This window comes from Kribbella sp. NPDC050470 (genome assembly GCF_044458365.1).
Classification (GTDB): Bacteria; Actinomycetota; Actinomycetes; order Propionibacteriales; family Kribbellaceae; genus Kribbella.
Genome location: NZ_JBITHV010000005.1, coordinates 79,229 through 101,787, shown reverse-complemented (window position 1 = coordinate 101,787; position 22,559 = coordinate 79,229). Strand labels below are relative to the sequence as shown.

The window sequence follows — 22,559 nt, the reverse complement described above, 5'->3', positions numbered from 1 at the left end:
ACGCGACGACGAGGGAGGTCCAAGTGGGCGTGGACGACGAGTTCCTGGGCCGTGTCACCGAGATAGGCCGGCGGCATGGCGCTTCGCCGGAGCAGGTGACCGAGGTGGCGGGTGGCGTCGCCAACCGCGGATTCGTGCTCGGCGACGCATTGTTCCTCCGAGTCGCGCGACCGGGATTCGAGGACGACCTGCAGAAGGAGGCCGGCGTCGTCCCCGTCGCGCGGTCGGCCGGCGTCCTGACTCCGGCGATCGTCGAGTACGACGACAGCCGAGGGCTGATCGATGCGCCGTACGTCGTGATGGAACGCGTGCACGGGATCGAGCCGACCGAGGTGCCGGCCGGCCTGGCGGAGCAACTGGCCGTGCTGCACGGCATCGAGGAGACCGACCTTCCCGGCGTACCGCAGGACGACAGTCGCGATCCGTGGCAGACGGTCGACGATCTGGCGGAACGCGGCTACCTCGACCTCGAGACGGCGAACTGGCTGAGCGACTGGTTCACCCGGCTGGCCGACCGGTTCGACCGGAACCAGCCGAAGGTGCTGATCCACGGAGATGTTGCCGCGCACAACCTTCTCGCCGGGCCGGACCGCGAGCTCCGGGCCCTGATCGACTGGGGCGACGCGGCCTGGGCACCCCGCGCCATGGACTTCGCCAAACTCCCCCTCGAGCAGGTCGCCGCCATCCTCCCCGACTACATCCGCCGGACCTGCACCTCCGGCACCGGACGCCCGGCCGCGCGGGAGGACGAGGTAGCCGCGGCTACCCTCTGGTTCCACCTGCACTGGGGCCTCGGCAAACTGACGGCGAACCCCTGGCCCGGCCAGCGCCACTGGACCGCACCCCCGGCGAGCCGCATCCTGGCCCTTCTGAGGTTCGTCACCACCAACCCGCCTGCGCCCTGGTCGGCCCTGACCTGACCCAGCCTGATCAAGAAGGCCGGGTTCTGGGTGTCAGTGATCGGGTTTCTGCTGTAAAACAAGGGGGTTTGAACTTGTCGTGACATGAGGCAGACTGAGGTCTCGTGACTGATTACGTAGCCGCTCAGGACCGGTACGACGACCAGATGGCCTACCGGCGGACGGGGCGCAGCGGGTTGATGCTGCCGGCGATCTCGCTCGGGTTGTGGCACAACTTCGGCGACGACAAGCCGTTCGCCACGCAGCGCGACATCCTGCGCCGGGCGTTCGACCTCGGCGTCACGCACTTCGACCTGGCCAACAACTACGGTCCGCCGTACGGCTCCGCGGAGACGAACTTCGGGACGCACTTCGCCCGCGACTTCGCCAAGTACCGCGACGAGCTGATCCTGTCGACCAAGGCCGGCTACGACATGTGGCCGGGTCCCTACGGCCAGGGCGGCGGGTCGCGGAAGTACCTGCTCGCCTCGCTGGACCAGTCGCTGAGCCGGATGGGCCTGGACTACGTCGACATCTTCTACTCGCACCGGTTCGACCCGGACACCCCGCTCGAGGAGACGATGGGCGCGCTGGACGCCGCGGTCCGCTCGGGCAAGGCGCTGTACGCCGGGATCTCGTCGTACTCGGCGGACCGGACCCGGGAGGCGGCCCGGATCCTGCAGGAGCTCGGGACCCCGCTGCTGATCCACCAGCCGTCGTACTCGATGCTGAACCGCTGGATCGAGGAGGACCTGCTGGACACCGTCGGTGAGCTCGGGGTCGGCGTGATCGCGTTCTCGCCGCTGGCGCAGGGTGTGCTCACCGACCGCTACCTGGACGGCGTCCCGTCGGACTCCCGCGCCGCGCAGGGCAAGTCGCTGAACCCGGACTCGCTCACCGAGGACACGCTGAAGCACGTCCGCGCGCTGAATGAGATCGCCAAGGAACGCGGCCAGTCCGTCGCCCAGCTCGCCCTCGCCTGGACGCTGCGCGACGACCGCGTCACCAGCGCCCTGATCGGCGCCTCCAGCGTCGCCCAGCTCGAGAACAACCTGGCCGCGGTGAACAACCTCAAGTTCACCCCCGAGGAGCTCGAGGCCATCGACGCCGACGCCGTCGAAGCCGGCATCAACCTCTGGAAGAAGAGCTCCGACGCCTGACGCCCCTGCATTACCCGCGATACCCCGCCCGGGTTCGACCGACAAGGTCGAACCCGGGCGTTTCAGTTACCAGGGATCCAGCTGGGTGCCTGCAAGATGGCTACTTGGAGGTGGTCTTGTGGGTGAGGGGTTGTCGGGACGGCTCTTGGCAGTGGTCGAGGCGTTGCCGCTGCGGGTGGGGATGCGCGTGCTGGAGGTTGGGTGTGGGCCAGGCGCTGCGGCGCGGGAGGTGGCTCGGCGAGTGGCCGGCGGCGCGGGTGGGTCGGCCGGGTCGGGTGGGTTTGTGCTGGGGGTTGATCGGTCGGGGAACGCGGTTCGGTTGGCCGAGGCGGGGTCGGGGGAGCTGATTGCCGCTGGAGTGTTGGGGTTTCGGCAGGTGGCGGTCGAGGAGTTGGAGTTGGGCCCGGGTGAGGCGGGGTTCGACCTGGTGTTCGCGGTGCGGGTGGGGGCGCTGGACGGGCGGCACCCAGAGTTGGAGCAGGAGGCCCGGCGGCGGATCGCAGCGGTGTTGAGGCCGGGTGGGCGGTTCTTCGTCGACGGTGGCGACCCGCTACGGGAGGTCCAGCTTTGACGGGTGGCGGGCCAGGGGTGTCACCTGGATCCGCATGTACGGGAACAGCGGCAGGCTGGACAGCACCGAGTGCAAGGTGTCGTTGGAGTCGACGTCGAACACGCTGAAATTCGCGTACTCGCCCACGATCCGCCACAACTGCGGCCACACACCGGCGCGCTGCAGCTCCAGCGCCCGCTCCTTCTCCCGCGCGACCAAGTCGGCCCGCACCTCCGGATCGAGATCCGGCGGCAGCGAGACGTCCATCCGGACATGGAAGAGCATGCTCAGTCCTCCCGACTCAGCCCGGTACGGCGAAGCGCCGCAACCGCATCCAGGTCGAGCTCGACACCGAGCCCCGGCCCGTCCGGCAGGTGCAACGCGCCGTCCGCGTAGCGCAACGGCGTACGAAGGATCTCCTCGGCGAACAGCTTCGGGCCGAAGAGCTCGCTGCCCCACGTGACCCCCGGCGCCGCGCATGCCAGCTGCAACGAGGCGGCCGTCCCGATCCCGGTCTCGATCGAGGTGCCACCGTGACACGGAATCCCCGCCGCGGCAGCGATCGCGACGATGTCCCGGGCCCGCCGCAGTCCGCCGACCTTCGTCGTCTTCATCGACCACACGTCGGCCGCGCGCAGCTGCACCAGCCGGAGCGCGTCGACCGGCGTACGCAGGCTCTCGTCCGCCATCACCGGGATCGGCAGCAGCGCGTTGAGCTCGGCCAGCGCCTCCACCTGCTCCCCCGGCACCGGCTGCTCGATGAGCTCGACACCGGCCGCCGCAAGGCGCGGCAGATAGGTCCGGGAAGTGCTCAGATCCCACCGAGCATTGAGATCCACCCGGACGCCGGCCGACCCGCCCAGCTTCTCGGCGATCGCACAGATCCGGCGGGTGTCGGCCTCCGGGTCGAGAGCACCCATCTTGAGCTTGAAGGTCTTGTGCTCACCGGACTCCAGTTTGCCCAGCGCCTCCTCGACCACCACCTCCTCGGGCTCGGCGCCGAGCGCCCAGGTCACGTCGATGCTCGTCCGGGCGAGGCCGCCCAGCAACGTGTGGACCGGGACACCCAACGTCCGCGCCCACGCGTCGTGCAGGGCGACCTCGACCGCGGTCTTCGCGTACAGGTTGGCGTTGACGTGGTCCGCGATGTCCCGCCACACCGCCTCGATCCGGTCGACGCGGGCGCCGGGCAGCAGCGGGGCGACGTACGTGTCGAGGGTGACCTTCATCGACTCGACCGACTCGCCGCCCCACCAGGGCCCGCCGGGCACCACGCCTTCACCGACGCCGACCACGCCGCCGCGGGTGTGGACGAACGCGAGCAGGACCGGTTGCGCCGTCATCGTGACCCGGGCGAACTTGTGCGGGCGCCGCAGCGGCACGTCGATGATGACGGTCTCGAGCCGCTCGACGACCAGGTCGTCCTCGGACACGGAGGTCTCGGAGCTGGACACAATGGTGCCTTTCACAACGAAGTAGCAGAGAACGACGAAGTAGCAGGGAACGTGGCGGGGATCAGGCCGGCTCGAGCTCGAAGTCGTACGTCGCCCGCCGGGTGCCGGCGCCGTCGTCGACCGGGTCGAGGATCAGCTCGGGCTTGGTCGCCTCGGCGACGTCGGAGTCCAGCCACTCACCACCGGCGAAGTACAGCTGCGTCGTGATCGTCCGGTGCCCGTCCGCCCGCACCATCAGGTGCAGGTGCGCCGGACGCCACGGATGCCACCCGGCGGCCTCGATCAGCTTGCCGGTCGGCCCGTCGGTCGGGATCTGGTACGGCGCCGGCTGCACGGTCCGGATCGCGAAGCGGCCATCGCCGTCGGTCACCACCGTGCCCCGAAGGTTCCCGTCCGGAAGGTGCGGCGCGAACCCCGAGTAGTAGCCGTCGGCGTCCGCGTGCCAGATGTCCACCTCGGCGCCGGCCAGCGGCGTCCCGTCGAGGTCCCGGACCTGACCGCTCAGCACGAGCGGCTCGCCCTTCTCGTCCGGCCGACGCGGAAGCTCGCAGGACGCGTCGAGCCGCACCTGGTCGGGCAGGTAGTACGGGCCCTCGATCGTTCCGAGCGTCCCGCGCTGCGACGTGGCCGCGACCTCCTCGACCACGTGCTCCACGAACACGTCCATGAACAGCGGCCACTCACCGACCTCACCGACCTCCATCAGCCACGCCTTCGCGGCCTGGAACTCCGGATAGGTGACGTTGTGCTCGCGGATCGCCGCATGCACGCCCTGGAGTACGGCGGTCACCACCGCACTCACGCGCTCGGGCGACGACCCGGCGTCGGCCAGCGCCTTCGCCTTGAAGTTCGAGCTCGCACTCGCGCCGGAGCCGGCGGCGGTCGGGGAATCCTGCACAGTAGTCATGATGCGCTCCTTCAGCGATTCAGGATCCGGCTGACGTCGGTGGGGTTGATCAGGTCGGGGACGGTCCAGCCGTCCAGGTCGTACTCGGCGAGCATCGTCTCGGCGAAGCCCTTCATCGCGGCGGTCTCGCCCTGGGCCTCGGCGGCGAACAGGATCTCGGCCTTCACGTTCTCGTGGTTGCCGGAGTAGTTGCGCTCGTACAGCTCGTGCCGGCCGCCGAACTCGGTGCCGACCGCGTCCCACAGCGCCTTCATCAGCTTGGTCCGCTCGACCGCGTCGTACCCGTTGGAACCGCGGACGAAGCGGTCCAGGTACGGGCGCACCTCGGGGGTCTTGAAGTCGACCGCGTTGGAGTTCAGGTAGATCAGCCCGGACGCCACGTCCTGCTGGATGATCTCCTTCACCCGCGGGTAGCCGCTGATCATGAACTGCCGGTAGACCAGGCCGTAGTCCAGCTTCGGCAGCACGGTCCCGTTCGGGCCCGGGTCCGGGTTCATCGTCATCGCGTCGGCCAGCGCGCGGAACAGGTTCCGCCAGCCGATCACCTCGCCGACCCGGGTCTGCACCCCGCGGAAGTCCTTGCTCCCGGTGCATTCCAGTGCCTTGAGCAACAAACCGGCGATGAAGTCCAGCTTCACCGAGAGCCGGACGCAGCCGTGGAACGTGAACCGCGGGATGAACCCGGACTGCGGGAAGAACCCGTTGATCTTGTCGACGTCGCCGTACAGGAAGATGTTCTCCCACGGCACCAGCACCTTGTCGAAGACGAAGATGGTGTCGTTCTCGTCCATCCGGCTGGACAGCGGGTAGTCGAACGGGCTGCCCATCACGTCGGCCTGCATGGTGTACGACGGCCGGCAGATGAGCTTCACACCAGGAGCGCTCATCGGCACCGTGCAGATCAGCGCGTACTCCTTCCTCTTGATCGGCAGGCCGTAGTGCGCGATGAAGTTGTAGTTGGTGATCGCCGAGCCGGTCGCCACCACCTTCGCGCCGGACACGATCACGCCGGCGTCGGTCTCCTTCTCGACCCGCATGAAGATGTCGCCGGCCTCGTCCGGCGGCAGGTTGCGGTCCACCGGCGGGTTGATGATCGCGTGGTTCCAGTACAGGACCTTCTCCTGCGACTCCTTGTACCAGCGCTTCGCGTTCTCCTCGTACGGCGCGTAGAAGTCGGTGTTCCCGCCGAGGGTGCCGAGGAAGCTGGCCTTGTAGTCGGGGCTGCGGCCCATCCAGCCCCAGGTCTGGCGGGCCCAGTGCTCGATCGCGACCCGGTCCTTCTGCAGGTCGGCCGAGCTGTGCGGGGTCCGGAAGAACGGGTGCGTGTAGCCGCCGTTGCCGGTGTCGGTCGGGACGGTGATCTCGTCCTTGGTGGCCGGGTCGTGCAGGGCGTCGTACAGCCGGGCGGTCATCCGGGTGGGGTTGCGGAACGCCGGGTGCTCGGTGACGTCCTTGACCCGTTCGCCGTAGATCCAGATCTCCCGGTCGTCGCGGATCGAGTCGAGGTACTCGGCGCCGGTCATCGGGCGCGTCGTCGGCGCAGTGTCCTGCTCGACCGAGGCAGCCGTGGTCGTGGTCATGGAAGGTCCTTTCAGGCGTGGGCCGCCGCGGCGAGCGGCGTGAAGACGGCGCTGGCGTCGAACCAGCCGCGGTCGGGGCAGTCGAGGGATCCGGACCAGTGGGACTCGACCGGTCCGAGGTAGCGGAACCGGCCGCCGTGGAACAGCAGCGGGTCCCGGGCGGTGATGGCGACCGCGGCGACCTCACCGATCACGATGAGGTGGTCGCCGCCGTCGTACGTCCGCCACGGCCGGCACGAGATCGTCGTGGCCGCGCCCTCGAGCAGCGGAGCGAGCGGACCGTCGACCCAGCCGGGCGTGCGGTCGGCGGGCCGCCCGGCGAAGTGCCAGGCGACGTCGAGCTGGTCGTCGGCGAGCACGTTGATCGCGAACGGCTTGCCGGCCAGGTACTGGCAGGCCTTCGAGGACCGGGTCAGCGTGACCTGGGCCAGGGCCGGCTCGAGCGAGACGGCGGTGAAGGCGTTCACGGTGGCGCCGTGCGGACCGCCGTCGTCGCTGACGCAGGTCACCACGGTCACGCCGGTGGCGAACTGGCCGAAGGCGTTGCGGAGCTCTCGTGAGTCCATCGTGCGTCACCTCTTTGTACGCTGTGCGTACAATCTGTACGCGGTGCGTACGGCTCACCATGACGTCGGCGACAGCCGACTGTCAAGAGCTCAACTACAAAAGAAGGAGGCTGCGAGAATGACCGCCATGAGTGAGGAGCGTGACTTCATCCGCAGCATCGAGCGCGGGTTCGCCGTCCTGCTCGCGTTCGACGCCGACCACCCGACGCCGACCCTGGCCGACCTCGCCACCGCGACCGGGCTCTCCCGTCCGGCGGTCCGCCGGATCCTGCTCACCCTGCAACGACTCGGGTACGTCGCCGCGCAAGGCAGCCGGTGGTCGCTGACCCCACGCGTGCTCACCATCGGACAGCACTACGCCGCCACCCACGGCTTCGTGGAGACCGCGCAACCCCACCTGCTCCGACTCGCCGAGGCGACCCAGGAATCCGCGTCGCTGGCACAGCTCGACGGGACCGAGGTCGTGTACGTCGCCCGTGTCCAGGTGCGCCGGATCATGAGTGTCGCCGTGGACGTCGGCAGCCGCGTTCCGGCGTACGCGACCTCGATGGGCCGGATCCTCACCGCGTGGGCGGACTCCGCGGTCGTCGACGCAGTCATTGCGGCCGGCCTGCCGCGGCTCGCACAGCGGACGATCACGGATCCCACGGTCTACCGCGACTCACTCCACAAGGTCCGCACGCAGGGCTTCGCGGTGGTCGAGTCCGAGCTCGAGGACGGCCTGCTGTCGGCGGCAGTCCCGGTCCGCGATCCGCGCGGCGGCGTCCTCGCCGCGCTCGCCTACTCCACGACGTCCGGGCGGATGACAGCTGAGAAGGTGGTGGCCACCGTCGTACCCCTGATGCTGGAGACCGCCGCGGCGATCACCGACGACCTCAAGCTGGTCGGGAACCCGCGTCCGGTGATCCCGGCCCGCGATGGCTTCTTCTGACCAGAGCCGTCAGTACGTCGAGCGCACGCAGCAAATGTGGAGCGTCGTCATCGGCGCGCGTCCCGACCACCAACTCGACCTGAGCGCGACCGGTCAACGGCCGATACGCGGCCCCCGGCACCCTGAGCTCCGCGACCGGCGCGGGCACCAGCGCCACACCTAGTCCGGCCGCCACGAACGTCACGAGCGTCGACGTCTCGGCAACCTCGTGCCGAACCCGAGGCTCGAACCCCGCCTCCCGGCACAACGCCAGCACGGTCCCCTGTAGCGCGGACCGGCCACCACCCGCATGCATCACGAAGTCCTCGTCCGCCAAGTCCCGCAAGCGCACTCGCTTCCGCGACGCCAACGGATGCCCATCCGGTACGGCGACGATCAGCCGCTCGGCCCGTATCGTCTCCAACCGCAGTCCCGCCTCGTCGACGGGCCGGCGCAGCAAGGCCAGATCGATCTGCCCCGCATGCAGAGCGGCAACCTGAGCCGGCGCCAGCATCTCCCCCTGGACAGCCACCTCGACACCGGGCAGCTCCTCGTGCAGCTTGCGCACCAGCGGTGGCAGCAGGCTGTACGTCGCCGAGCCCACGCACCCGATCACGAGCCGACCCTGCGATCCGGCCGCGACGCGCTGCGCCTCGAGACCCGCAACCGCGACCGCTGACAGGATCTCCCGCGCCCGCACGAGGTACGCCTCCCCCGCCGCGGTGAGCTCGACCCGCCGAGTGGTCCGCCGCAGCAACCGCAGGCCGAGCTCGTCCTCCAACTGGCGAATCTGCTGCGACAACGGCGGCTGGGCCATGTGCAGCCGTGCCGCCGCCCGGCCGAAGTGCCGTTCCTCGGCGACGGCGACGAAGTACCGCAGATGCCGCAGTTCCACGGATTCATACTCGCAGAGTCTTGATCGAGCCGAAATGGATACTTCTCCCTCTCGGTCCGGACTCCTACTGTCGGGGGATGAGCGCTGTCCCGGTCGACCACGTCGTCAGCGGGCGGGCCGACGGGCCGGTCGTCGTGCTGTCCAACTCCCTCGGCGCCACCTGGGCGATGTGGGACGCCAACCTGGCCGAGTGGGGGCAGCACTTCACCGTCGTCCGGTACGACACCCGCGGCCACGGCCGCTCACCCGCGCCGCCCGGCCCGTACACCATCGACGACCTCGCGGACGACGTCATCGCCCTCCTCGACCACCTCGGCCTCGACCTGGTCCACTTCGTCGGTCTCTCGCTCGGCGGCATGACCGGTATGCGGTTGGCCGCCCGCGCCCCGGAACGGATCGACCGCCTCGTGCTGCTCTGCACCGGCCCACGTCTCGAGCCCGCGCACCTGTGGACCGACCGCGCCGCCACCGTCCGAGCCGAAGGTGCACAGGCGGTTGCCGAGACCGTCGTACGACGCTGGTTCACCACCGAGCGCCACGAGGAGCTCCGGGCCGAGGCGGAGAAGATGGTCGGATCGACGTCGAGAGAAGGCTATGCGGCCTGCTGCGAAATGATCGCGACGATGGATCTCCGGCCCGATCTGCCGTCCATCTCGGCGCCCACGCTGGCGATCGCCGGCGCCGACGATCCGGCCACTCCACCGCATCATCTGGAGCACATCGCGACCACGGTCCAGCGCGGCCGACTGCTCGTCGTACCGCGGGCCGCGCACCTCGCCAGCGCCGAGCGCGCCGACGTGATCACGCCGGCCGTCACCGACCACCTGCGGCGGTTGCACTCTGCGGTGGATGGGCACACGCTGGATTGAAGACCCCCTGGAGGTGGTTGTCATGACCGCTTCGACGCTCGAACTGGCCCTGACCTACGAACACGCCCGGATTCGTGAGCTGGCCGGTCCGGCTCAGCATCCGGCCGCCGCGCACCCGGAGCGCAGGCATCAGACCGACTGGTTCTACGCCATCGCAGCCCAGCACCTCGCCGCGGCCGAGGACGTCCTCCTCCCGCACGTCCGCCGCCTGCCCGACGGCGACGACCTGGTCACCAGGTACGTCGGCAACGCCAAGGAGCTGGAGCGGTCGCTGCGATTCCTGAAGGGACGCCAGTACGGCGACAGCCGCATGCAGGACCTGTCGTCGGACGAGGTGTGGCATTCGATCGACCGGCTGCTCGCCCAGCACGAGCTCATGGAGACCGCGTACAGCCAGCGGCTCAGCGAGCAGATGGACGACACCGAGGTCAACACGCTGACCGAGGAGCTGCTGGAAGCCGAAGAGGTGGCTCCGACCCGGGCACACCCGTACTCGCCACACACCGGTATGGCCGGGCGCCTCGCGCATCGCATGTGGCGGATGGCCGACACCGCGTGGGACAGCGCCGAGGGCCGCGTCGTACCGACGAAGTACCACGTGCACCCGAAGCGCGACTCGGCGCTGTCGCACTACCTCTACGGCACGCCGCTGCCGGAGACCGAGGAAGACGCCAAGTAGGCCGCGTCGGACACGGCCTGGGAAGTGACCAGGCCCGGCGTCCTCCGGATGCCTCCGGAGGGCCGGGCCCGGCCTGCCTGCTCTCACTGCGCCTGGTTGTGAGAGCCGGCTCGGTCCCGCCTTCGCTGCGCCTGGTTGGCGAGGGTGGGACCTGACGTCCTCCCCCGCTGCGCCTGGTGTGCGGGGGAGGACGGTCCGGTTACTTCAACCCGTCGATCGCCTTCTTCGCGCCTGGGTGCACCGGCACCGGGTCGGTCTGGTCGGCGTTCGCGATCTCGATGCCCTTGGCCGCCGCGTTCACCGCGACCAGGGCCTGCTTGTTCTCGTAGACGACCTTGGTGAGCTGCTCGGCCAGGTCGTCCTTCATGTTCTTGCGGACCAGCAGCACGTTCGGCACGACGATGGTCGGGACGTCGGCCGGCTGCTTGTACGTCGCCGCCGGGATCGGCGCCTGGCTGTAGACCGGGCCGTACTTCTCCTGCATCTTCGGCAGCAGGTCGACGATCGGGATCAGCTTCACGTTCTTGCCCATGCTCGTGGTCAGGTCGGTGATGCCGCCGGTCGGCAGGCCGCCGGACCAGACCAGTGCGTCGATCGAGCCGGACTTCATCGCGTCCACCGACTCCGGCAGGCCGAGCCGCTGCGCGGTGACGTCCTTAGCCGGGTCGAGACCGGCCGCCTCGAGCAGCCGGCGGGCGATCACCTCGGTGCCCGAGTTCGGTGAGCCGGTCGAGACCCGCTTGCCCTTGAGGTCGGCGATCGAGTTGATATTGGCCGACGTCCGCACCGCGACCTGGGTGTAGTTGTTGTAGAGCCGGGTCAGGGCGACGACGTCCTGCGGCTGCTGGAAGCTGTTCTCGCCCTTCACTGCGTCGGCGGCGGTGTCGCCGAGCGAGAACGCGATGTCGTAGTTCCCCGCGACCAGGCCCTGCACGTTCTGCACCGAGGCGCCGGTCTCGCTCGCCGTCGCGCGGTAGCCGGAGACCTTCTGCGAGATCAGCGACGCCAGCGCGCCGCCGAGCTGGTAGTAGACGCCGGTGGTGTTGCCGGTGGCAATGGTCAGCCGCCCGCCGTCGGCCGAGCCGGATCCGGACGGTTCCCGCTGGCCCCCACAGGCGACCAGGGAGACGGATGCGGCGAGCGCCACCAGGGCGGCAGGGAGGCGACGGATTCTCATGAAGCGACGGATCCTTCCGTTGGTCCGGCCCCTGACCGGGGCGGCGGGGTGGGGTCAGCGTTTGTACCGCGTGAGCGCCGGATCAGGTTGATGGCGACGGCAACAAGTAGCAAACAGATTCCGGCCGTGATGGTTACGGGCGCGAGGTAAAGCAGCAGTACGGCGGCCGGCACGCAGACGGCCCGCTCGAGCCAGCCGGTCTGCACGACGATCCAGCCGCCGGTCACCACCGCGAGCGCCGCGACGGCCAGCATCGAGACCGCCAACGTCCACAGCATGCCGCCGAAGGCGCCCTGGCCGAGCAGGTGCGCGCCGTTGTCGGTGAGCACGAACGCGAACGGCACCAGGAACGCGGGCAGCGTGTACTTCCACGCCTGCCACATCGTCGGCATCACCTTGCCGCCGGTGATCGCGGACGTCGCCACCGCAGCCAGCGCGGTCGGCGGCGACACCTCCGACAGCACGGCGTAGTAGAAGATGAACATGTACGCCTCGGGCTGTGTCACCCCGAGCTGCACCAGCGCCGGCGCGATGATCACCGCGGCGATGATGAACGACGCCGTCACCGGCACCGCGAGGCCGAGGATCAGGACGGCGAACGCAGACAGCACCACGGTCAGGATCAGCACCACGGTGTGGTTGTCGGTCAGCCCGCGGGCCGCGCCGACGATGATCTCGGCCAGGTTCAGTCCGAGCCCGGTCTGCGTGGTGACCGCGACGATCACGCCGGCGGTCGCACAGGTCGCCGCCACCGGCAGCACCGAACGGGTGCCCTGGGCAAGCGCCTTGAAGAAGGGCTTGGCAGTCAGCCGGTGCTCACGGTCCAGGAACGACAGCGCGAACTGGACGACCACCGCGTAGACCACGGCCTTGAACGGCGGCACATCGACCGCCATGAAGCCGATGATCACGAACAACGACAGGAAGTGGTACCCGAACCGCAGCAGCAGCCGCAGGGCCGAGTCCTGCGACGTCTCCGCCGACCTGGTTCCGTGCCGGCGGGCGTCGATCTCGATCGCGAGCAGGATGCCCAGGTAGTACAGGATGGTCGGGATGACGGCGTACCCGAGGACGGTCAGGTAGGACACCTGCAGGAACTCGGCGATGATGAACGCCGCCGCTCCGAGGGTCGGCGGCGACAGGATCGCGCCGATGCCCGAGGCCGCGAGCATCCCGCCTGCCGGTTCGGCCGGGTAGCCGGCCCGCCGCAGGATCGGCCACGACACCGTGCCGAGCGAGACCGCGGTCGCCGTACCCGAACCCGAGACGCTGCCCAGCAGGAAGCCGGCCAGCGTGACCGTGCGGCCGGGCGCCGTACGGCTGCGCTTGAAAGCGGCGAACGACAGGTCGATGAAAAACTTGCCGGCACCGGAGTAGTCCAGTACGGCGCCGTAGATCGTGAACAGCACGATGTAGCTGGCAGCTACGGCCAACGGCGTCCCGTAGAACCCGGCCGTGCCCATGGTGAACTGCGCGATGATCGCGTCGAAGTTGAAGCCCTGGTGCGCGAGCGACCACGTGTAGGGCAGGTAGCCGCCGTAGTAGGCGTAGGCGATGAACAGCAGGCTGAAGGCCGGCAGGACCCATCCAGTGGTACGACGGCATGCCTCGAGCAGAAGTAGTAGCAGCAGTGCGCCGACCACCACGTCCAGAGCCGTCGGCGCCTGCCGGCGTTCCAGGTAACCGTCGAAGTCGAGCAGTGGGTAGACACAGACCGCGAACGCGAGCCCGGCCAGGATCCAGTCGGTGATCCCGGGGTCGTCGTGCGGCCGGCTCTTGAACGGGTTGAGGAACGGAGGGACCTTCCAGCCCCGGTAACAGAGCAGCGTGATCGGCAGAACGGCTGCGAGAAAGATCACCAGGTAAAACTGGGTGCCTTGTGGTAGAGGGAAGAACACCTGCAGCAACACGCCGACGCTGACTATTGCGCACCAGACCGAAATCCCCAGGTTCAGGGCAGGCCGAAGCCGCCGAGCGGGGCGTTCCTGCTCGTACTCGGCGAGTTCTTCGTCGGAGGGCGCGGCCGAGCGGCCCCCCGTACCGATACCGACAGTCATCCACCGGTTCCTTCCTGTGCCCGGAAGGCTAATGTTGCCGAACACTGCGTGGAGTCGCGTGATTACGTCTTTACCAAGATCTGACACACATGAGCGTCTCCTGGCCTACGATCACCGCATGAGTGGCGCGGTCAGGATCTTGTTGGTCGAGGACGATCTCGATATCGCGAATGCCCTGATACCCGCGTTGCGGCGCTACGGCCTGATGGTGACGCACGTCCGGACGGCCGCGGACGCCCTCGCGGCGGACCCCGGCGACCTGGTCCTGCTGGACCTCGGCCTGCCGGACGGGGACGGTATCAACGTGTGCCGGCAGATCCGCACGGTGTCGGACGTGCCGGTGATCGCGGTGACCGCGCGCGGCGAGGCGGCCGACCGTGTCCGCGGGTTGCGCAGCGGCGCCGACGACTACGTGGTGAAACCGTTCGCGATATCCGAGCTGCTGGCCCGGATCGATGCTGTACTTCGTCGTACCGGCCTCTTGCAGCCCCGCCCCCGGGTGACCGTCGGCGACCTGACCGTGGACATCGAGGCCCGGACCGTCCAGGTCGCGGACAAGCCCATCGCCCTGACCCGCAAGGAGTTCGACGTGCTAGCTGTGCTGGCCGCCCACCACGGCCGGGTGGTCCCGCGCGAACAGGTCGCCCTGTACGCGTGGCAGTCCGTCTTCGAGGCCTCGTCGCGCACCATGGACGTGCACGTCGCCAGCCTGCGCGCCAAGCTCGGCCGGCCCGAGCTGGTCCAGACCATCCGCGGTGTCGGTTACCGCCTGGGTTCGGACTGACCGTTGCGCCGTCGCCTGCTGCAATCGCTCGTGCCGATGGTGGTCGTCCTCGCCATCGTCGCCGCCGTACCGCTGGCCAACTACATCGCCACCAGTACGTCGCGGACGTTGTTCCTGTCCCGCAGCAACGACGCGGACTGGTTCGCCACGATGGCGGAGTCGCCGCTGCAGTCCGGTGACATCGCCAACCTGCGTGAGCTGGCCGTCCGCTACCACGAGCTCTACAACACCCCGGTGTTCGTCGTGGACGTCGACCGCAAGGTGGTGGCCACGTCCCGCTCTGGTGTGAACGTGGACGAGCCGGACCTCAAGATCGCCCTCGACAGCACGCTGGCCGGCCGGCTGCCCGCCGAGCCGCCCGCGCTGTTCCCGTGGCGCACCGGCGAGATGGTGGTCGCCCGCCCGGTCGTCAACAACGGCCGCGTGCTCGGTGCCGCCGTACTGCGGGTACCGACAGAGAAGGCCCGCGACCAGGTGGAGCGCGGTCTGCTGCTGCTCCTCGGCGGCCTGCTGATCAGCATCGGCGCGATCGTCATCGGCATCGTCCGGCCGATCACCCGCTGGGTGCTGCGGCCGCTGAACGACCTGGACAACGCGACCCACCAGATCACCCGCGGCGCCCTCGACACCCGGGTGTCCACCGACGGCCGCGCCCCCGAGCTCCGCCGGCTCGGCGACAGCTTCAACTCGATGGCGCTCAGCCTGCACCAGGCCCGCCAGCGCGAGCGCGAGTTCGTCGCCGACGCGTCGCACCAGCTCCGGACGCCGCTCACCTCGGCCCGGATCCACATCGAGGGCCTGTCCCGGCTGTCGCCGACGGCGCGGTTCGCGCTCAGCGACATCGACCGGCTCGGCCGGATCGTCCAGCGGCTGTCCCGGCTGGCCGGCTCGGACCGCCCCGGGGCCGATGCCGACGGCAACAGCGAGGAGCCGCTGGACCTGGCCCAGGCGGTCAAGGAGCGGCTCGTCGGCTGGAAGGCCGTGTACGCCGCCGACGACCTGGAGCTGATCATCGGCGAGATGGTGCCGGGTGGTGTCGCCCCGGAGCTCGAGGTCGACGACATCCTCGACGTACTGCTCGACAACGCCTCCAAGTACGGCGCTCCGCCGGTCGAGGTGTCGGTGACCCGGGACGGCACCGAGGTGGTCATGTCGGTCCGCGACCACGGCCTCGGGCTCGGGTCACGCGACCTGAAGAAGGTTGGCGAGCGGTTCTGGCGCAGCGCGCACCACCGGGAGATGCCGGGGACCGGCCTGGGACTGGCGATCGTCCGGTCCGAGGCGGCCCGGGTCGGCGGCCGCGTGGTCGCCCGCCCCCCGATCGGCGGCGGCCTAGTCATCGAGGTCCGAGTCCCCCTGATCGACGACTACGACGCCTGACAACCCGACAGCCTGACACCCCGACAGCTCCAGGGGAGGATATCCCCTGGAGTTGGGGGTTCTCCCCTCGTGGACGGCCGGAGAACCCCCACGCCCAGCGGATATCCCCTCGAACGGGGCAGGTGGGGAGCGGGTCAGGTGGGGAGGGGCAGGTGGGGAGCGGGTCAGATGTGGTTGGCGCGGTACCAGCGTTCGGCGGCTGGGTGGAGGGGGATGGGCATGGTGGCGATCGCGGAGCGCGGGTCGAGTGAACCGGCCTCCGGGTGGGCGCCCATCAGGTCGTTCTGCCGGCGGAACATCGTGTTGACCGTCCACCAGGCCCACGAGTCGGACAGGTTCGGCCGGGCGATCAGGTAGTTCGGCACCGCCAGCGTCGGCACCGAGCTGGCCAGGCCGTACACCGACGGCGGGATCGAGGACACGATGTAGCCGCCGAACCGCTTCAGCGAGATCTCCTCGGCGACCACGCCGATGTCGACCAGCCGGAAGCCTACCGACTTCTGCAGCAACGCGATCGGCCCGGTCGGCAGACCGCCGCTCCAGATCAAGGCGTCGATCCCCGGGCCCTTGCCCATCCGGTCGGCCTTCTCCTTCAGCGACTTGACGGCCTCCTCGAGCGAGAGGTTGGTCGTCTTGACCTTGCGGAGCTTGGCCGCGTCCAGGATCAGGTCCGCCACCACCTTGGTCCCGGAGTTCATCGGGCCGACGTTGACGGTCAGGCCGCTCAGGTCCTTCAGGTGGACGGCGTTCGACGCGGTCGGCACCACGACGTGCACGTAGTTGTCGTAGGTCCGGGCCAGCGCGCTGAACTTGAGCCCGCCGGAGCTGAACAGTCCGGTTCCCTCGTACGCGTTCAGCGCGGTGTCGGAGGTGGTGAAGCCCATGTCGACCTTCATGCCGGCCACCTTCTGCAGGTTGTCGACCGACCCGCCGGAGGACTCCGTCCGCATCTCCATGCCGGTCACCTCGCTGACCAGCCGCGCCAGACCGCTGCCGAAGACGTCGTACACCCCGCCCTTGTTGCCGGTCGCAAGCGTGGCCGGCCCGGCCGGGGCGGGCTCGTCGGAGCGGCCGCGGGAGCAGCCTGGGACGAGCAGCGCGGCCGCGGCGGCGGCACCGAGTCCGAACATGCTGCGGCGAGTCATTCCGCTCGGTGTGAGGAGGCCGTTCCCGGGAGGGGTCAGGAGGCGGGGGCGATCCATGCAGGACAACCTAGACGGCAACAGGTTCGAACCGGTAGCCGCCGCCGCAGACTGCAATCCGGCCGCTACCAGGAGTGCAACGATGAACTGCGTCTGGACGGGCCCGGGGTGGGTGTGACAGCGTTGTCATCGCAGCGGCCGCGTGGTCGCAGGACTAGGCACGGCAGATACCCCCGGAGGATGATTTCGTGCACGACGACCGTCAACTCATCGAGGAGCGGCTCCAGCGCGCCCTGCGGGAGCGCATCCGCCCCGCGATCTACGGCGCGGCGGTCCCGCTGGACATCCAGGTGTGGCACGCCCCGGGTGAGCCGGTGCCGGCCGCCGAGGCGATCGCGGCGACCTACGAGCCGGCCGCGCTCGGCCTGCCCTGGGGTCCCGCCTGGGGGACCGCGTGGTTCAAGTTCAGCGGCCAGGTGCCGGCCGAGTGGGCCGGCCGTGAGATCGAGGCCGTCGTCGACCTCGGTTTCAGCGGCGGCCCCGGGTTCTCCGCGGAGGGCCTGATCCACACGACGTCCGGGGTGCCGCTCAAGGGCCTGCACCCGCGGCAGACCTACGCCCCGCTGTCGATCCTCGGCCCCGACGGTACGGCGGCCTCGCCCGGCGACCGGATCGAGTTCTACGTCGAGGCGGCCGCCAACCCCGAGGTGCTGGGGTCGAACGCGTTCGCGCCCACCGACGTCGGCAGCAAGCCGGAGCCGGGCGGCACGCCGATCTACCGGCTGGCCCGCGCCGACCTGGCCGTCTTCAACGCCGAGGTGTGGGACTTGATCCTCGACCTCGAGGCGCTGGACGGTCTGCAGAAGGAACTGTCACCGCAGGAGCCGCGTCGCCGCGAGATCCTGCGCGCCCTCAGCCGCGCACTGGACGCGCTGGACTACGAGAACGTCGCCGGCACCGCGGCCGACGCTCGCGCCCAGCTGACCGACGTACTGAGCCGCCCGGCGCACGCCAGCGCGCACCAACTGTCAGCGGTCGGGCACGCGCACATCGACTCCGCCTGGCTCTGGCCGCTGCGCGAGACCCGCCGCAAGGTGGCCCGGACCGTCTCCAACGTCGCCACCCTGGCGCAGGAGTACCCGGAGCTCGTCTTCGCGTTCTCGCAGGCCCAGCAGCACGCCTGGGTGAAGGACAACTACCCGGAGGTGTGGGAGCGGCTGAAGAAGGCCGTTGCCGACGGCACCATCGTCCCGGTGGGCGGCATGTGGGTCGAGTCCGACACCAACCTGCCCGGCGGCGAGGCGCTGGCCCGGCAGTTCGTGCACGGCAAGAGGTTCTTCCTGGACGAGTACGGGATCGACACCCAGGAGGTCTGGCTGCCGGACTCGTTCGGCTACACCGCGGCGCTGCCGCAGCTGGTGAAGCTGTCCGGCTCGAAGTGGTTCCTGACCCAGAAGATCTCCTGGAACAAGGAGAACAGGTTCCCGCACCACACCTTCTGGTGGGAGGGCCTGGACGGCACCCGGGTGTTCACCCACTTCCCGCCGATCGACACCTACAACTCCGACCTGTCCGGCCGCGAGCTCGCGCACGCGCAGCGCAACTTCGCCGAGAACGGCGCGGCGACCCACTCGCTGGTGCCGTTCGGGTACGGCGACGGCGGTGGCGGCCCAACCCGCGAGTTCGTCGCGACCGCGCGCCGGGTGGCCAACCTGGAGTCCTCGCCGCGGGTCACGATCGAGTCCCCGACCGAGTTCTTCACCGCTGCCGAGGAGGAGTACCACGACCACGCGCCGGTCTGGTCGGGTGAGCTCTACCTGGAGATCCACCGGGCGACGTACACCTCGCAGGCCAAGACCAAGCAGGGCAACCGGCGCAGCGAGCACCTGCTCCGCGAGGCCGAGCTGTGGTCCGCCGCGGCTGTCGTCGCGGGCAAGCTGGACACGTACCCGTACGAGGACCTGGACCGGATCTGGAAGGCCGTGCTGCTGAACCAGTTCCACGACATCCTGCCGGGCTCGTCGATCTCCTGGGTGCACCGCGAGGCCGAGGCGACGTACGCGAAGCTGGCGGCGGAGCTCGAGGCGATCATCGCGACGGCGCAGCAGGCGCTGGCCGGCTCCGGCGACGCGCAGATCGTCTTCAACGCGGCGCCGCACAGCCGCAACGGCATCGCCGGTCTGGGCGCCGGTGTCACAGCCGGCGAAGGCCAGTCCGTCTCGGTCGAGAACGGCGTACTGGACAACGGGCTGATCCGGGTCACCATCGACGAGCGCGGCCTGATCACCTCCCTGTACGACGTGGAGGCCGCGCGTGAGGTGATCGCTCCGGGCACCACCGGCAACCTGCTGCAGCTGCACGTGGACACCCCGAACCACTGGGACGCGTGGGACGTCGACTCGTTCTACAAGAACAACGTCCGCGACGTGACCGAGGTGGACAGCGTCGACTTCAGCACGGTCTCCGGTGTCGCGACGGTCGTCGTGAAGCGGTCCTTCAACCGGTCGTCGGTCACCCAGACGCTGCGGCTGCGGCCGGGCGCCAAGCGGGTCGACATCGAGACCACGATCGACTGGCACGAGGCGGAGAAGTTCCTCAAGGCGGCGTACCCGGTCGACGTGCACGCCGACCGGTCGGCGTCGGAGACCCAGTTCGGCCACATCTTCCGGCCGACCCACCAGAACACCTCGTGGGACGCGGCGAAGTTCGAGATCGCGGCGCACCGCTGGGTGCACGTCGGCGAGCCCGGGTACGGCGTTGCCGTGGTCAACGACTCGACGTACGGCCACGACGTCAACCGGACCGCCCGCGAGGACGGCGGCACCACCACCACGATCCGCACGTCGCTGATCCGGGCGCCGCGGTTCCCCGACCCGCAGACCGACCAGGGTGTGCACACCGTCAACCACGCGCTGGTGGTCGGCGCCGGCATCCCGGAGGCGATCGAGGAGGGCTACCGGATCAACCTGCCGGAGCGGGTCGTCACCGGCGCCGACGGGGTCGCCCCGATCGTTGCCGTCGACAACCCGAACGTCATCGTGGAGGCGCTGAAGCTGGCCGACGACGAGTCCGGTGACGTGGTGGTTCGCCTCTACGAGTCCACCGGCGGACGCTCCCGCGCCACCATCACCCCGTCCTTCGCGGCCGCGTCGGCAGCCGAGGTAGACCTCCTCGAACGCCACCTCGCCGACCGCGAGCTCACCGACGGTGGAGTCACCTTCGAGCTCCGCCCCTTCCAGATCCTCACCCTCCGCTTCAAGCGTTCCTGACCCCCCACCCCGACGAGGGCCCGCCCGGCAAAGCCGAGCGGGCCTTCGCCCTTCTCACCCAGCGGCTGCGGCGACGATGGTGCCGAAGGCGGCCATTCCCCGGGCGCTCGGGGGGAAACGCGCGCAACCGGCGGCAGACGGCGGCCGACCTGCACGTCCACGCCAACACCGTCGACTACCGGCTGCGCCAGGTCGGCCCTGGATCCGGTGCGCGACGACCAGCTACCTCGGCTGGTGGCCGCCCTTGTCGCATTCGACGCCCAGACATAGGCAACAGTTCACCCAGCTGACGTAGGTTGGAGAGACCCCGGCTTGGAGGTGGCATGGCCTCGACACCCTTGCTCGGCTCCCGGACGCTCGACCGGCAGACGGCGCGCACGCTGCCGCCGGGTCCGCGATTGCCCACGCTGGCTCAGACCGTGCTGTTCGCGAGTCACCGCAAGACGTTCTTCCCGCGGATGCGCGAACGGTACGGCGACGTGTTCACGATCCGGCTGGTGCCGTCCAGCCGCGTGGTCGTCGTACTGAGCAGGCCGGAGCACATCCGGGAGGTGTTCGGCAGCCCGCCGTCGGTGATGCACGCGGGTGAGGGCAACACGGTGCTGGAGCCGATCATGGGCGCGCACTCGCTGCTGCTGCTGGACGACGAGGACCACGTCCGGATGCGGCGGCAGCTGATGCCGGCATTCTCCGGGCAGGCGCTGCGTGGGTACGCCGGGATGGTGCACGAGCTCGCCCGCGCGGAGGTCGACACCTGGCCGGTCGGCAAGCCGTTCAAGGTGCACCAGCGGATGCGGGAGCTCACGCTCGAGGTGATCCTGCAGGTCGTGTTCGGCGTGACCGACTCGGACAAGCTCAACCGGCTCCGGCCGCTGCTGGACAAGATCGTCTCGGTGTCGCCGGTGATCATGCTCGGCGGGTTCTACCCGGCGCTGCTCCGGGTGCCGCCGTGGCGGACGTACCTGACGGTGCAGCAGCAGGTCGACGAGATCCTGTACGACGAGATCGCCCGGCGGCGCGGGAATCTTGCCGGGCGCAACGACGTACTGTCGCGGCTGCTTGCTGCGGGCAACTGGTCGGACGTGGAGCTGCGGGACCAGCTGGTCACGCTGCTGCTGGCCGGGCACGAGACGACCGCGACGGCGCTGGCGTGGGCGTTCCACGAGCTGGCGCGGCGGCCGGAGGACCTGGCGTTCGGGCAGCGGGCCGCGGACTCGGGGGCCGACGACGAGTTGGAGGCGATCGCCAAGGAGGCGATGCGGCTGCATCCGGTCGTCTACCAGGTCGGCCGGCGGCTCACCGAGACCGCTGACGTGGCCGGCTACCGGCTGCCGCGCGGGACCACGATCATGGCGGCGATCGGGCTGGTGCACCGCGACGGCGAGCACTTCCCGGTGCCGGAGGACTTCCGCCCGCAACGCTTCCTCGACGACGACCCGCCGGCCCCCGGCACCTGGATCCCCTTCGGCGGCGGCGCCCGCCGCTGCATCGGCGCCGGCTTCTCCCTGATGGAAGCCACCGAAATCCTCCGCGCAGCCCTGACCACCCACAGCTTCACCGCCCCCCACCCCGCGCCCGAACCAGCCAAGCCCAAGAACGTCACCCTGGTCCCGGCCCGAGGAGCCGAGGTGACCGTCACCCGCCGCTGACCCCGCTGCCGCGCGAGCCGGGCACACCAACACCACCCGGCCGAGCGGAGCGAGGGCGGTTCAGTCTTCCTGGTCGGTGACGTCGCCCAGGTCGACGTCCTGGTAGCTGGGGAGGTCGGACTCGTCGTCGTCGGTGAGCTCGAAGTTCTCTTCGTCGTCCACCACGTGGACGGCGGCTTCCTCGGCCGAGGCGGCGGCGCCGGCGAAGCCGACGTCTTCGGCGACCAGCTCGTCCTCGTCGTCGCTGTGGGCGCCCTCGTCGGGGGCGACCAGGCGGCCGGACCGCTCGACGCCGACCTCGGGGCCGCCGACGTCCTCGCCGTCCTCGGCGTACGGGTCGACGTCCGGCTCCTCCTGCGCGATCCGCTGGTCCAGCGACTCGCCCTGCAGCGCCTCGTCGGCCGTCGTGCCGAACCCTTCGCCCGCGGACCACTTCTCCGGCGGCGAGTAGCCCTCGTCGAGCAGATCCTCCACACCCCGGTCGTTCAGGGTGTCCTCCGCCTGCAGCTGGTCCTCGTCGTCCACGCTGTAGCTGCCGTAGTCCTCGCGGTTGTTCTCACTCATGCCCACAACCCTGTCCGTCCAGAGCGGGTGAATCAAGCCGGAGGGCGGTTGCCTGGACAATGGGGTCC

At 69.7% G+C, this 22,559-nt stretch carries 21 protein-coding genes; 11 read left to right on the top strand and 10 right to left on the bottom strand.

The window, feature by feature from the left end; all coding sequences use genetic code 11:
• Positions 1 to 23: 23 nt before the first annotated feature.
• The 3 genes from ACIBGM_RS15705 to ACIBGM_RS15695 all read left to right on the top strand — a co-directional run bounded on the left by ACIBGM_RS15705 (position 24) and on the right by ACIBGM_RS15695 (position 2,630).
• A complete protein-coding gene (locus ACIBGM_RS15705) occupies positions 24 to 920 on the top strand; it encodes an aminoglycoside phosphotransferase family protein (RefSeq protein WP_360516146.1) in 897 nt (298 codons plus the stop codon).
• Between the two features lie 104 nt (positions 921 to 1,024).
• On the top strand, positions 1,025 to 2,059 hold the full coding sequence (mgrA, locus tag ACIBGM_RS15700; RefSeq protein WP_360516143.1) for an L-glyceraldehyde 3-phosphate reductase: 1,035 nt from the start codon (positions 1,025 to 1,027) through the stop codon (positions 2,057 to 2,059).
• Positions 2,060 to 2,177: 118 nt separating this feature from the next.
• The gene (locus tag ACIBGM_RS15695) at positions 2,178 to 2,630 is read left to right on the top strand and encodes a methyltransferase domain-containing protein (protein ID WP_360516140.1); all 453 of its coding nucleotides are present in this window, start codon (positions 2,178 to 2,180) and stop codon (positions 2,628 to 2,630) included.
• Here ACIBGM_RS15695 and catC read toward each other — a convergent pair.
• From catC to ACIBGM_RS15670, 5 genes are all read right to left on the bottom strand, one after another.
• On the bottom strand, positions 2,610 to 2,894 hold the full coding sequence (gene catC / locus ACIBGM_RS15690) for a muconolactone Delta-isomerase (RefSeq protein WP_360516137.1): 285 nt from the start codon (positions 2,892 to 2,894) through the stop codon (positions 2,610 to 2,612). The two genes, ACIBGM_RS15695 and catC, sit on opposite strands and share 21 nt — an antisense overlap.
• Positions 2,895 to 2,896: 2 nt before the next feature.
• Positions 2,897 to 4,063 (bottom strand): muconate/chloromuconate family cycloisomerase, encoded by a 1,167-nt coding sequence (locus tag ACIBGM_RS15685; RefSeq protein WP_360516134.1) that lies wholly within the window; start codon positions 4,061 to 4,063, stop codon positions 2,897 to 2,899.
• A gap of 61 nt (positions 4,064 to 4,124) precedes the next feature.
• Positions 4,125 to 4,970 (bottom strand): catechol 1,2-dioxygenase, encoded by an 846-nt coding sequence (gene catA / locus ACIBGM_RS15680; RefSeq protein ID WP_396385915.1) that lies wholly within the window; start codon positions 4,968 to 4,970, stop codon positions 4,125 to 4,127.
• Between the two features lie 11 nt (positions 4,971 to 4,981).
• Positions 4,982 to 6,550: a 4-hydroxyphenylacetate 3-hydroxylase family protein gene (locus tag ACIBGM_RS15675; RefSeq protein ID WP_396385914.1), complete on the bottom strand. Its 1,569-nt coding sequence runs from the start codon at positions 6,548 to 6,550 to the stop codon at positions 4,982 to 4,984.
• Between the two features lie 11 nt (positions 6,551 to 6,561).
• Entirely contained in the window at positions 6,562 to 7,116 is a 555-nt protein-coding gene (locus ACIBGM_RS15670; RefSeq protein WP_396385913.1) for a flavin reductase family protein, read from the bottom strand.
• A gap of 127 nt (positions 7,117 to 7,243) precedes the next feature.
• On the opposite strand from ACIBGM_RS15670, the gene ACIBGM_RS15665 reads away from it, so the two are divergent.
• Positions 7,244 to 8,047 (top strand): IclR family transcriptional regulator C-terminal domain-containing protein, encoded by an 804-nt coding sequence (locus tag ACIBGM_RS15665; protein WP_396385911.1) that lies wholly within the window; start codon positions 7,244 to 7,246, stop codon positions 8,045 to 8,047.
• On the opposite strand, the gene ACIBGM_RS15660 is transcribed toward ACIBGM_RS15665, so the two are convergent.
• Positions 7,992 to 8,921: a LysR family transcriptional regulator gene (locus ACIBGM_RS15660; protein WP_396385909.1), complete on the bottom strand. Its 930-nt coding sequence runs from the start codon at positions 8,919 to 8,921 to the stop codon at positions 7,992 to 7,994. The two genes, ACIBGM_RS15665 and ACIBGM_RS15660, sit on opposite strands and share 56 nt — an antisense overlap.
• A gap of 77 nt (positions 8,922 to 8,998) precedes the next feature.
• Here ACIBGM_RS15660 and pcaD point away from each other — a divergent pair, with 77 nt between their 5' ends.
• Both pcaD and ACIBGM_RS15650 read left to right on the top strand, forming a co-directional pair.
• Positions 8,999 to 9,790, top strand: a complete 792-nt coding sequence (gene pcaD, locus ACIBGM_RS15655) for a 3-oxoadipate enol-lactonase (protein WP_396385908.1) — start codon at positions 8,999 to 9,001, stop codon at positions 9,788 to 9,790.
• A 22-nt stretch (positions 9,791 to 9,812) separates the two neighbouring features.
• Complete coding sequence (locus ACIBGM_RS15650) at positions 9,813 to 10,469, top strand: hypothetical protein (RefSeq protein ID WP_360516113.1); 657 nt, start codon at positions 9,813 to 9,815, stop codon at positions 10,467 to 10,469.
• 199 nt (positions 10,470 to 10,668) lie between these two features.
• On the opposite strand, the gene ACIBGM_RS15645 is transcribed toward ACIBGM_RS15650, so the two are convergent.
• The gene (locus tag ACIBGM_RS15645; protein WP_360516110.1) at positions 10,669 to 11,646 is read right to left on the bottom strand and encodes a TAXI family TRAP transporter solute-binding subunit; all 978 of its coding nucleotides are present in this window, start codon (positions 11,644 to 11,646) and stop codon (positions 10,669 to 10,671) included.
• Positions 11,643 to 13,703 carry a TRAP transporter permease gene (locus ACIBGM_RS15640; RefSeq protein WP_396385907.1) on the bottom strand — a complete coding sequence of 687 codons (2,061 nt, stop codon included), beginning with the start codon at positions 13,701 to 13,703 and terminating at the stop codon, positions 11,643 to 11,645. Before ACIBGM_RS15640 ends, ACIBGM_RS15645 begins: the two co-directional genes overlap by 4 nt.
• 118 nt (positions 13,704 to 13,821) lie before the next feature.
• Here ACIBGM_RS15640 and ACIBGM_RS15635 point away from each other — a divergent pair, with 118 nt between their 5' ends.
• Positions 13,822 to 14,487: a response regulator transcription factor gene (locus tag ACIBGM_RS15635; protein WP_360473910.1), complete on the top strand. Its 666-nt coding sequence runs from the start codon at positions 13,822 to 13,824 to the stop codon at positions 14,485 to 14,487.
• Between the two features lie 36 nt (positions 14,488 to 14,523).
• A complete protein-coding gene (locus ACIBGM_RS15630) occupies positions 14,524 to 15,867 on the top strand; it encodes a sensor histidine kinase (RefSeq protein ID WP_396385906.1) in 1,344 nt (447 codons plus the stop codon).
• Between the two features lie 164 nt (positions 15,868 to 16,031).
• On the opposite strand, the gene ACIBGM_RS15625 is transcribed toward ACIBGM_RS15630, so the two are convergent.
• Positions 16,032 to 17,012: a TAXI family TRAP transporter solute-binding subunit gene (locus ACIBGM_RS15625; protein ID WP_396385905.1), complete on the bottom strand. Its 981-nt coding sequence runs from the start codon at positions 17,010 to 17,012 to the stop codon at positions 16,032 to 16,034.
• 245 nt (positions 17,013 to 17,257) lie between these two features.
• On the opposite strand from ACIBGM_RS15625, the gene ACIBGM_RS15620 reads away from it, so the two are divergent.
• Genes ACIBGM_RS15620 through ACIBGM_RS15610 form a run of 3 tightly spaced genes read left to right on the top strand, consistent with a single transcriptional unit; the run spans position 17,258 to position 21,927 of the window.
• Positions 17,258 to 20,278, top strand: a complete 3,021-nt coding sequence (locus ACIBGM_RS15620) for a glycoside hydrolase family 38 C-terminal domain-containing protein (protein ID WP_360516098.1) — start codon at positions 17,258 to 17,260, stop codon at positions 20,276 to 20,278.
• Positions 20,275 to 20,568 (top strand): helix-turn-helix domain-containing protein, encoded by a 294-nt coding sequence (locus tag ACIBGM_RS15615; protein WP_396386213.1) that lies wholly within the window; start codon positions 20,275 to 20,277, stop codon positions 20,566 to 20,568. Before ACIBGM_RS15620 ends, ACIBGM_RS15615 begins: the two co-directional genes overlap by 4 nt.
• A 33-nt stretch (positions 20,569 to 20,601) precedes the next feature.
• Positions 20,602 to 21,927, top strand: coding sequence for a cytochrome P450 (locus ACIBGM_RS15610; RefSeq protein ID WP_396385903.1), 1,326 nt, complete (start codon positions 20,602 to 20,604; stop codon positions 21,925 to 21,927).
• Positions 21,928 to 21,987: 60 nt separating this feature from the next.
• Here ACIBGM_RS15610 and ACIBGM_RS15605 read toward each other — a convergent pair whose 3' ends face one another.
• Positions 21,988 to 22,491 (bottom strand): DUF5709 domain-containing protein, encoded by a 504-nt coding sequence (locus ACIBGM_RS15605; protein WP_360516092.1) that lies wholly within the window; start codon positions 22,489 to 22,491, stop codon positions 21,988 to 21,990.
• Positions 22,492 to 22,559 lie beyond the last annotated feature (68 nt).

What these genes read in the sequence shown, in the direction of transcription:
- catC (WP_360516137.1), bottom strand. Translation starts at nt 2,894, where the DNA reads ATGCTCTTCCATGTCCGGATGGACGTCTCGCTGCCGCCGGATCTCGAT.
- catA (WP_396385915.1), bottom strand. Translation starts at nt 4,970, where the DNA reads ATGACTACTGTGCAGGATTCCCCGACCGCCGCCGGCTCCGGCGCGAGT.
- ACIBGM_RS15675 (WP_396385914.1), bottom strand. Translation starts at nt 6,550, where the DNA reads ATGACCACGACCACGGCTGCCTCGGTCGAGCAGGACACTGCGCCGACG.
- ACIBGM_RS15670 (WP_396385913.1), bottom strand. Translation starts at nt 7,116, where the DNA reads ATGGACTCACGAGAGCTCCGCAACGCCTTCGGCCAGTTCGCCACCGGC.
- ACIBGM_RS15665 (WP_396385911.1), top strand. Translation starts at nt 7,244, where the DNA reads ATGAGTGAGGAGCGTGACTTCATCCGCAGCATCGAGCGCGGGTTCGCC.
- pcaD (WP_396385908.1), top strand. Translation starts at nt 8,999, where the DNA reads ATGAGCGCTGTCCCGGTCGACCACGTCGTCAGCGGGCGGGCCGACGGG.
- ACIBGM_RS15650 (WP_360516113.1), top strand. Translation starts at nt 9,813, where the DNA reads ATGACCGCTTCGACGCTCGAACTGGCCCTGACCTACGAACACGCCCGG.
- ACIBGM_RS15645 (WP_360516110.1), bottom strand. Translation starts at nt 11,646, where the DNA reads ATGAGAATCCGTCGCCTCCCTGCCGCCCTGGTGGCGCTCGCCGCATCC.
- ACIBGM_RS15640 (WP_396385907.1), bottom strand. Translation starts at nt 13,703, where the DNA reads ATGACTGTCGGTATCGGTACGGGGGGCCGCTCGGCCGCGCCCTCCGAC.
- ACIBGM_RS15635 (WP_360473910.1), top strand. Translation starts at nt 13,822, where the DNA reads ATGAGTGGCGCGGTCAGGATCTTGTTGGTCGAGGACGATCTCGATATC.
- ACIBGM_RS15630 (WP_396385906.1), top strand. Translation starts at nt 14,524, where the DNA reads ATGGTGGTCGTCCTCGCCATCGTCGCCGCCGTACCGCTGGCCAACTAC.
- ACIBGM_RS15625 (WP_396385905.1), bottom strand. Translation starts at nt 17,012, where the DNA reads ATGACTCGCCGCAGCATGTTCGGACTCGGTGCCGCCGCCGCGGCCGCG.
- ACIBGM_RS15610 (WP_396385903.1), top strand. Translation starts at nt 20,602, where the DNA reads ATGGCCTCGACACCCTTGCTCGGCTCCCGGACGCTCGACCGGCAGACG.
- ACIBGM_RS15605 (WP_360516092.1), bottom strand. Translation starts at nt 22,491, where the DNA reads ATGAGTGAGAACAACCGCGAGGACTACGGCAGCTACAGCGTGGACGAC.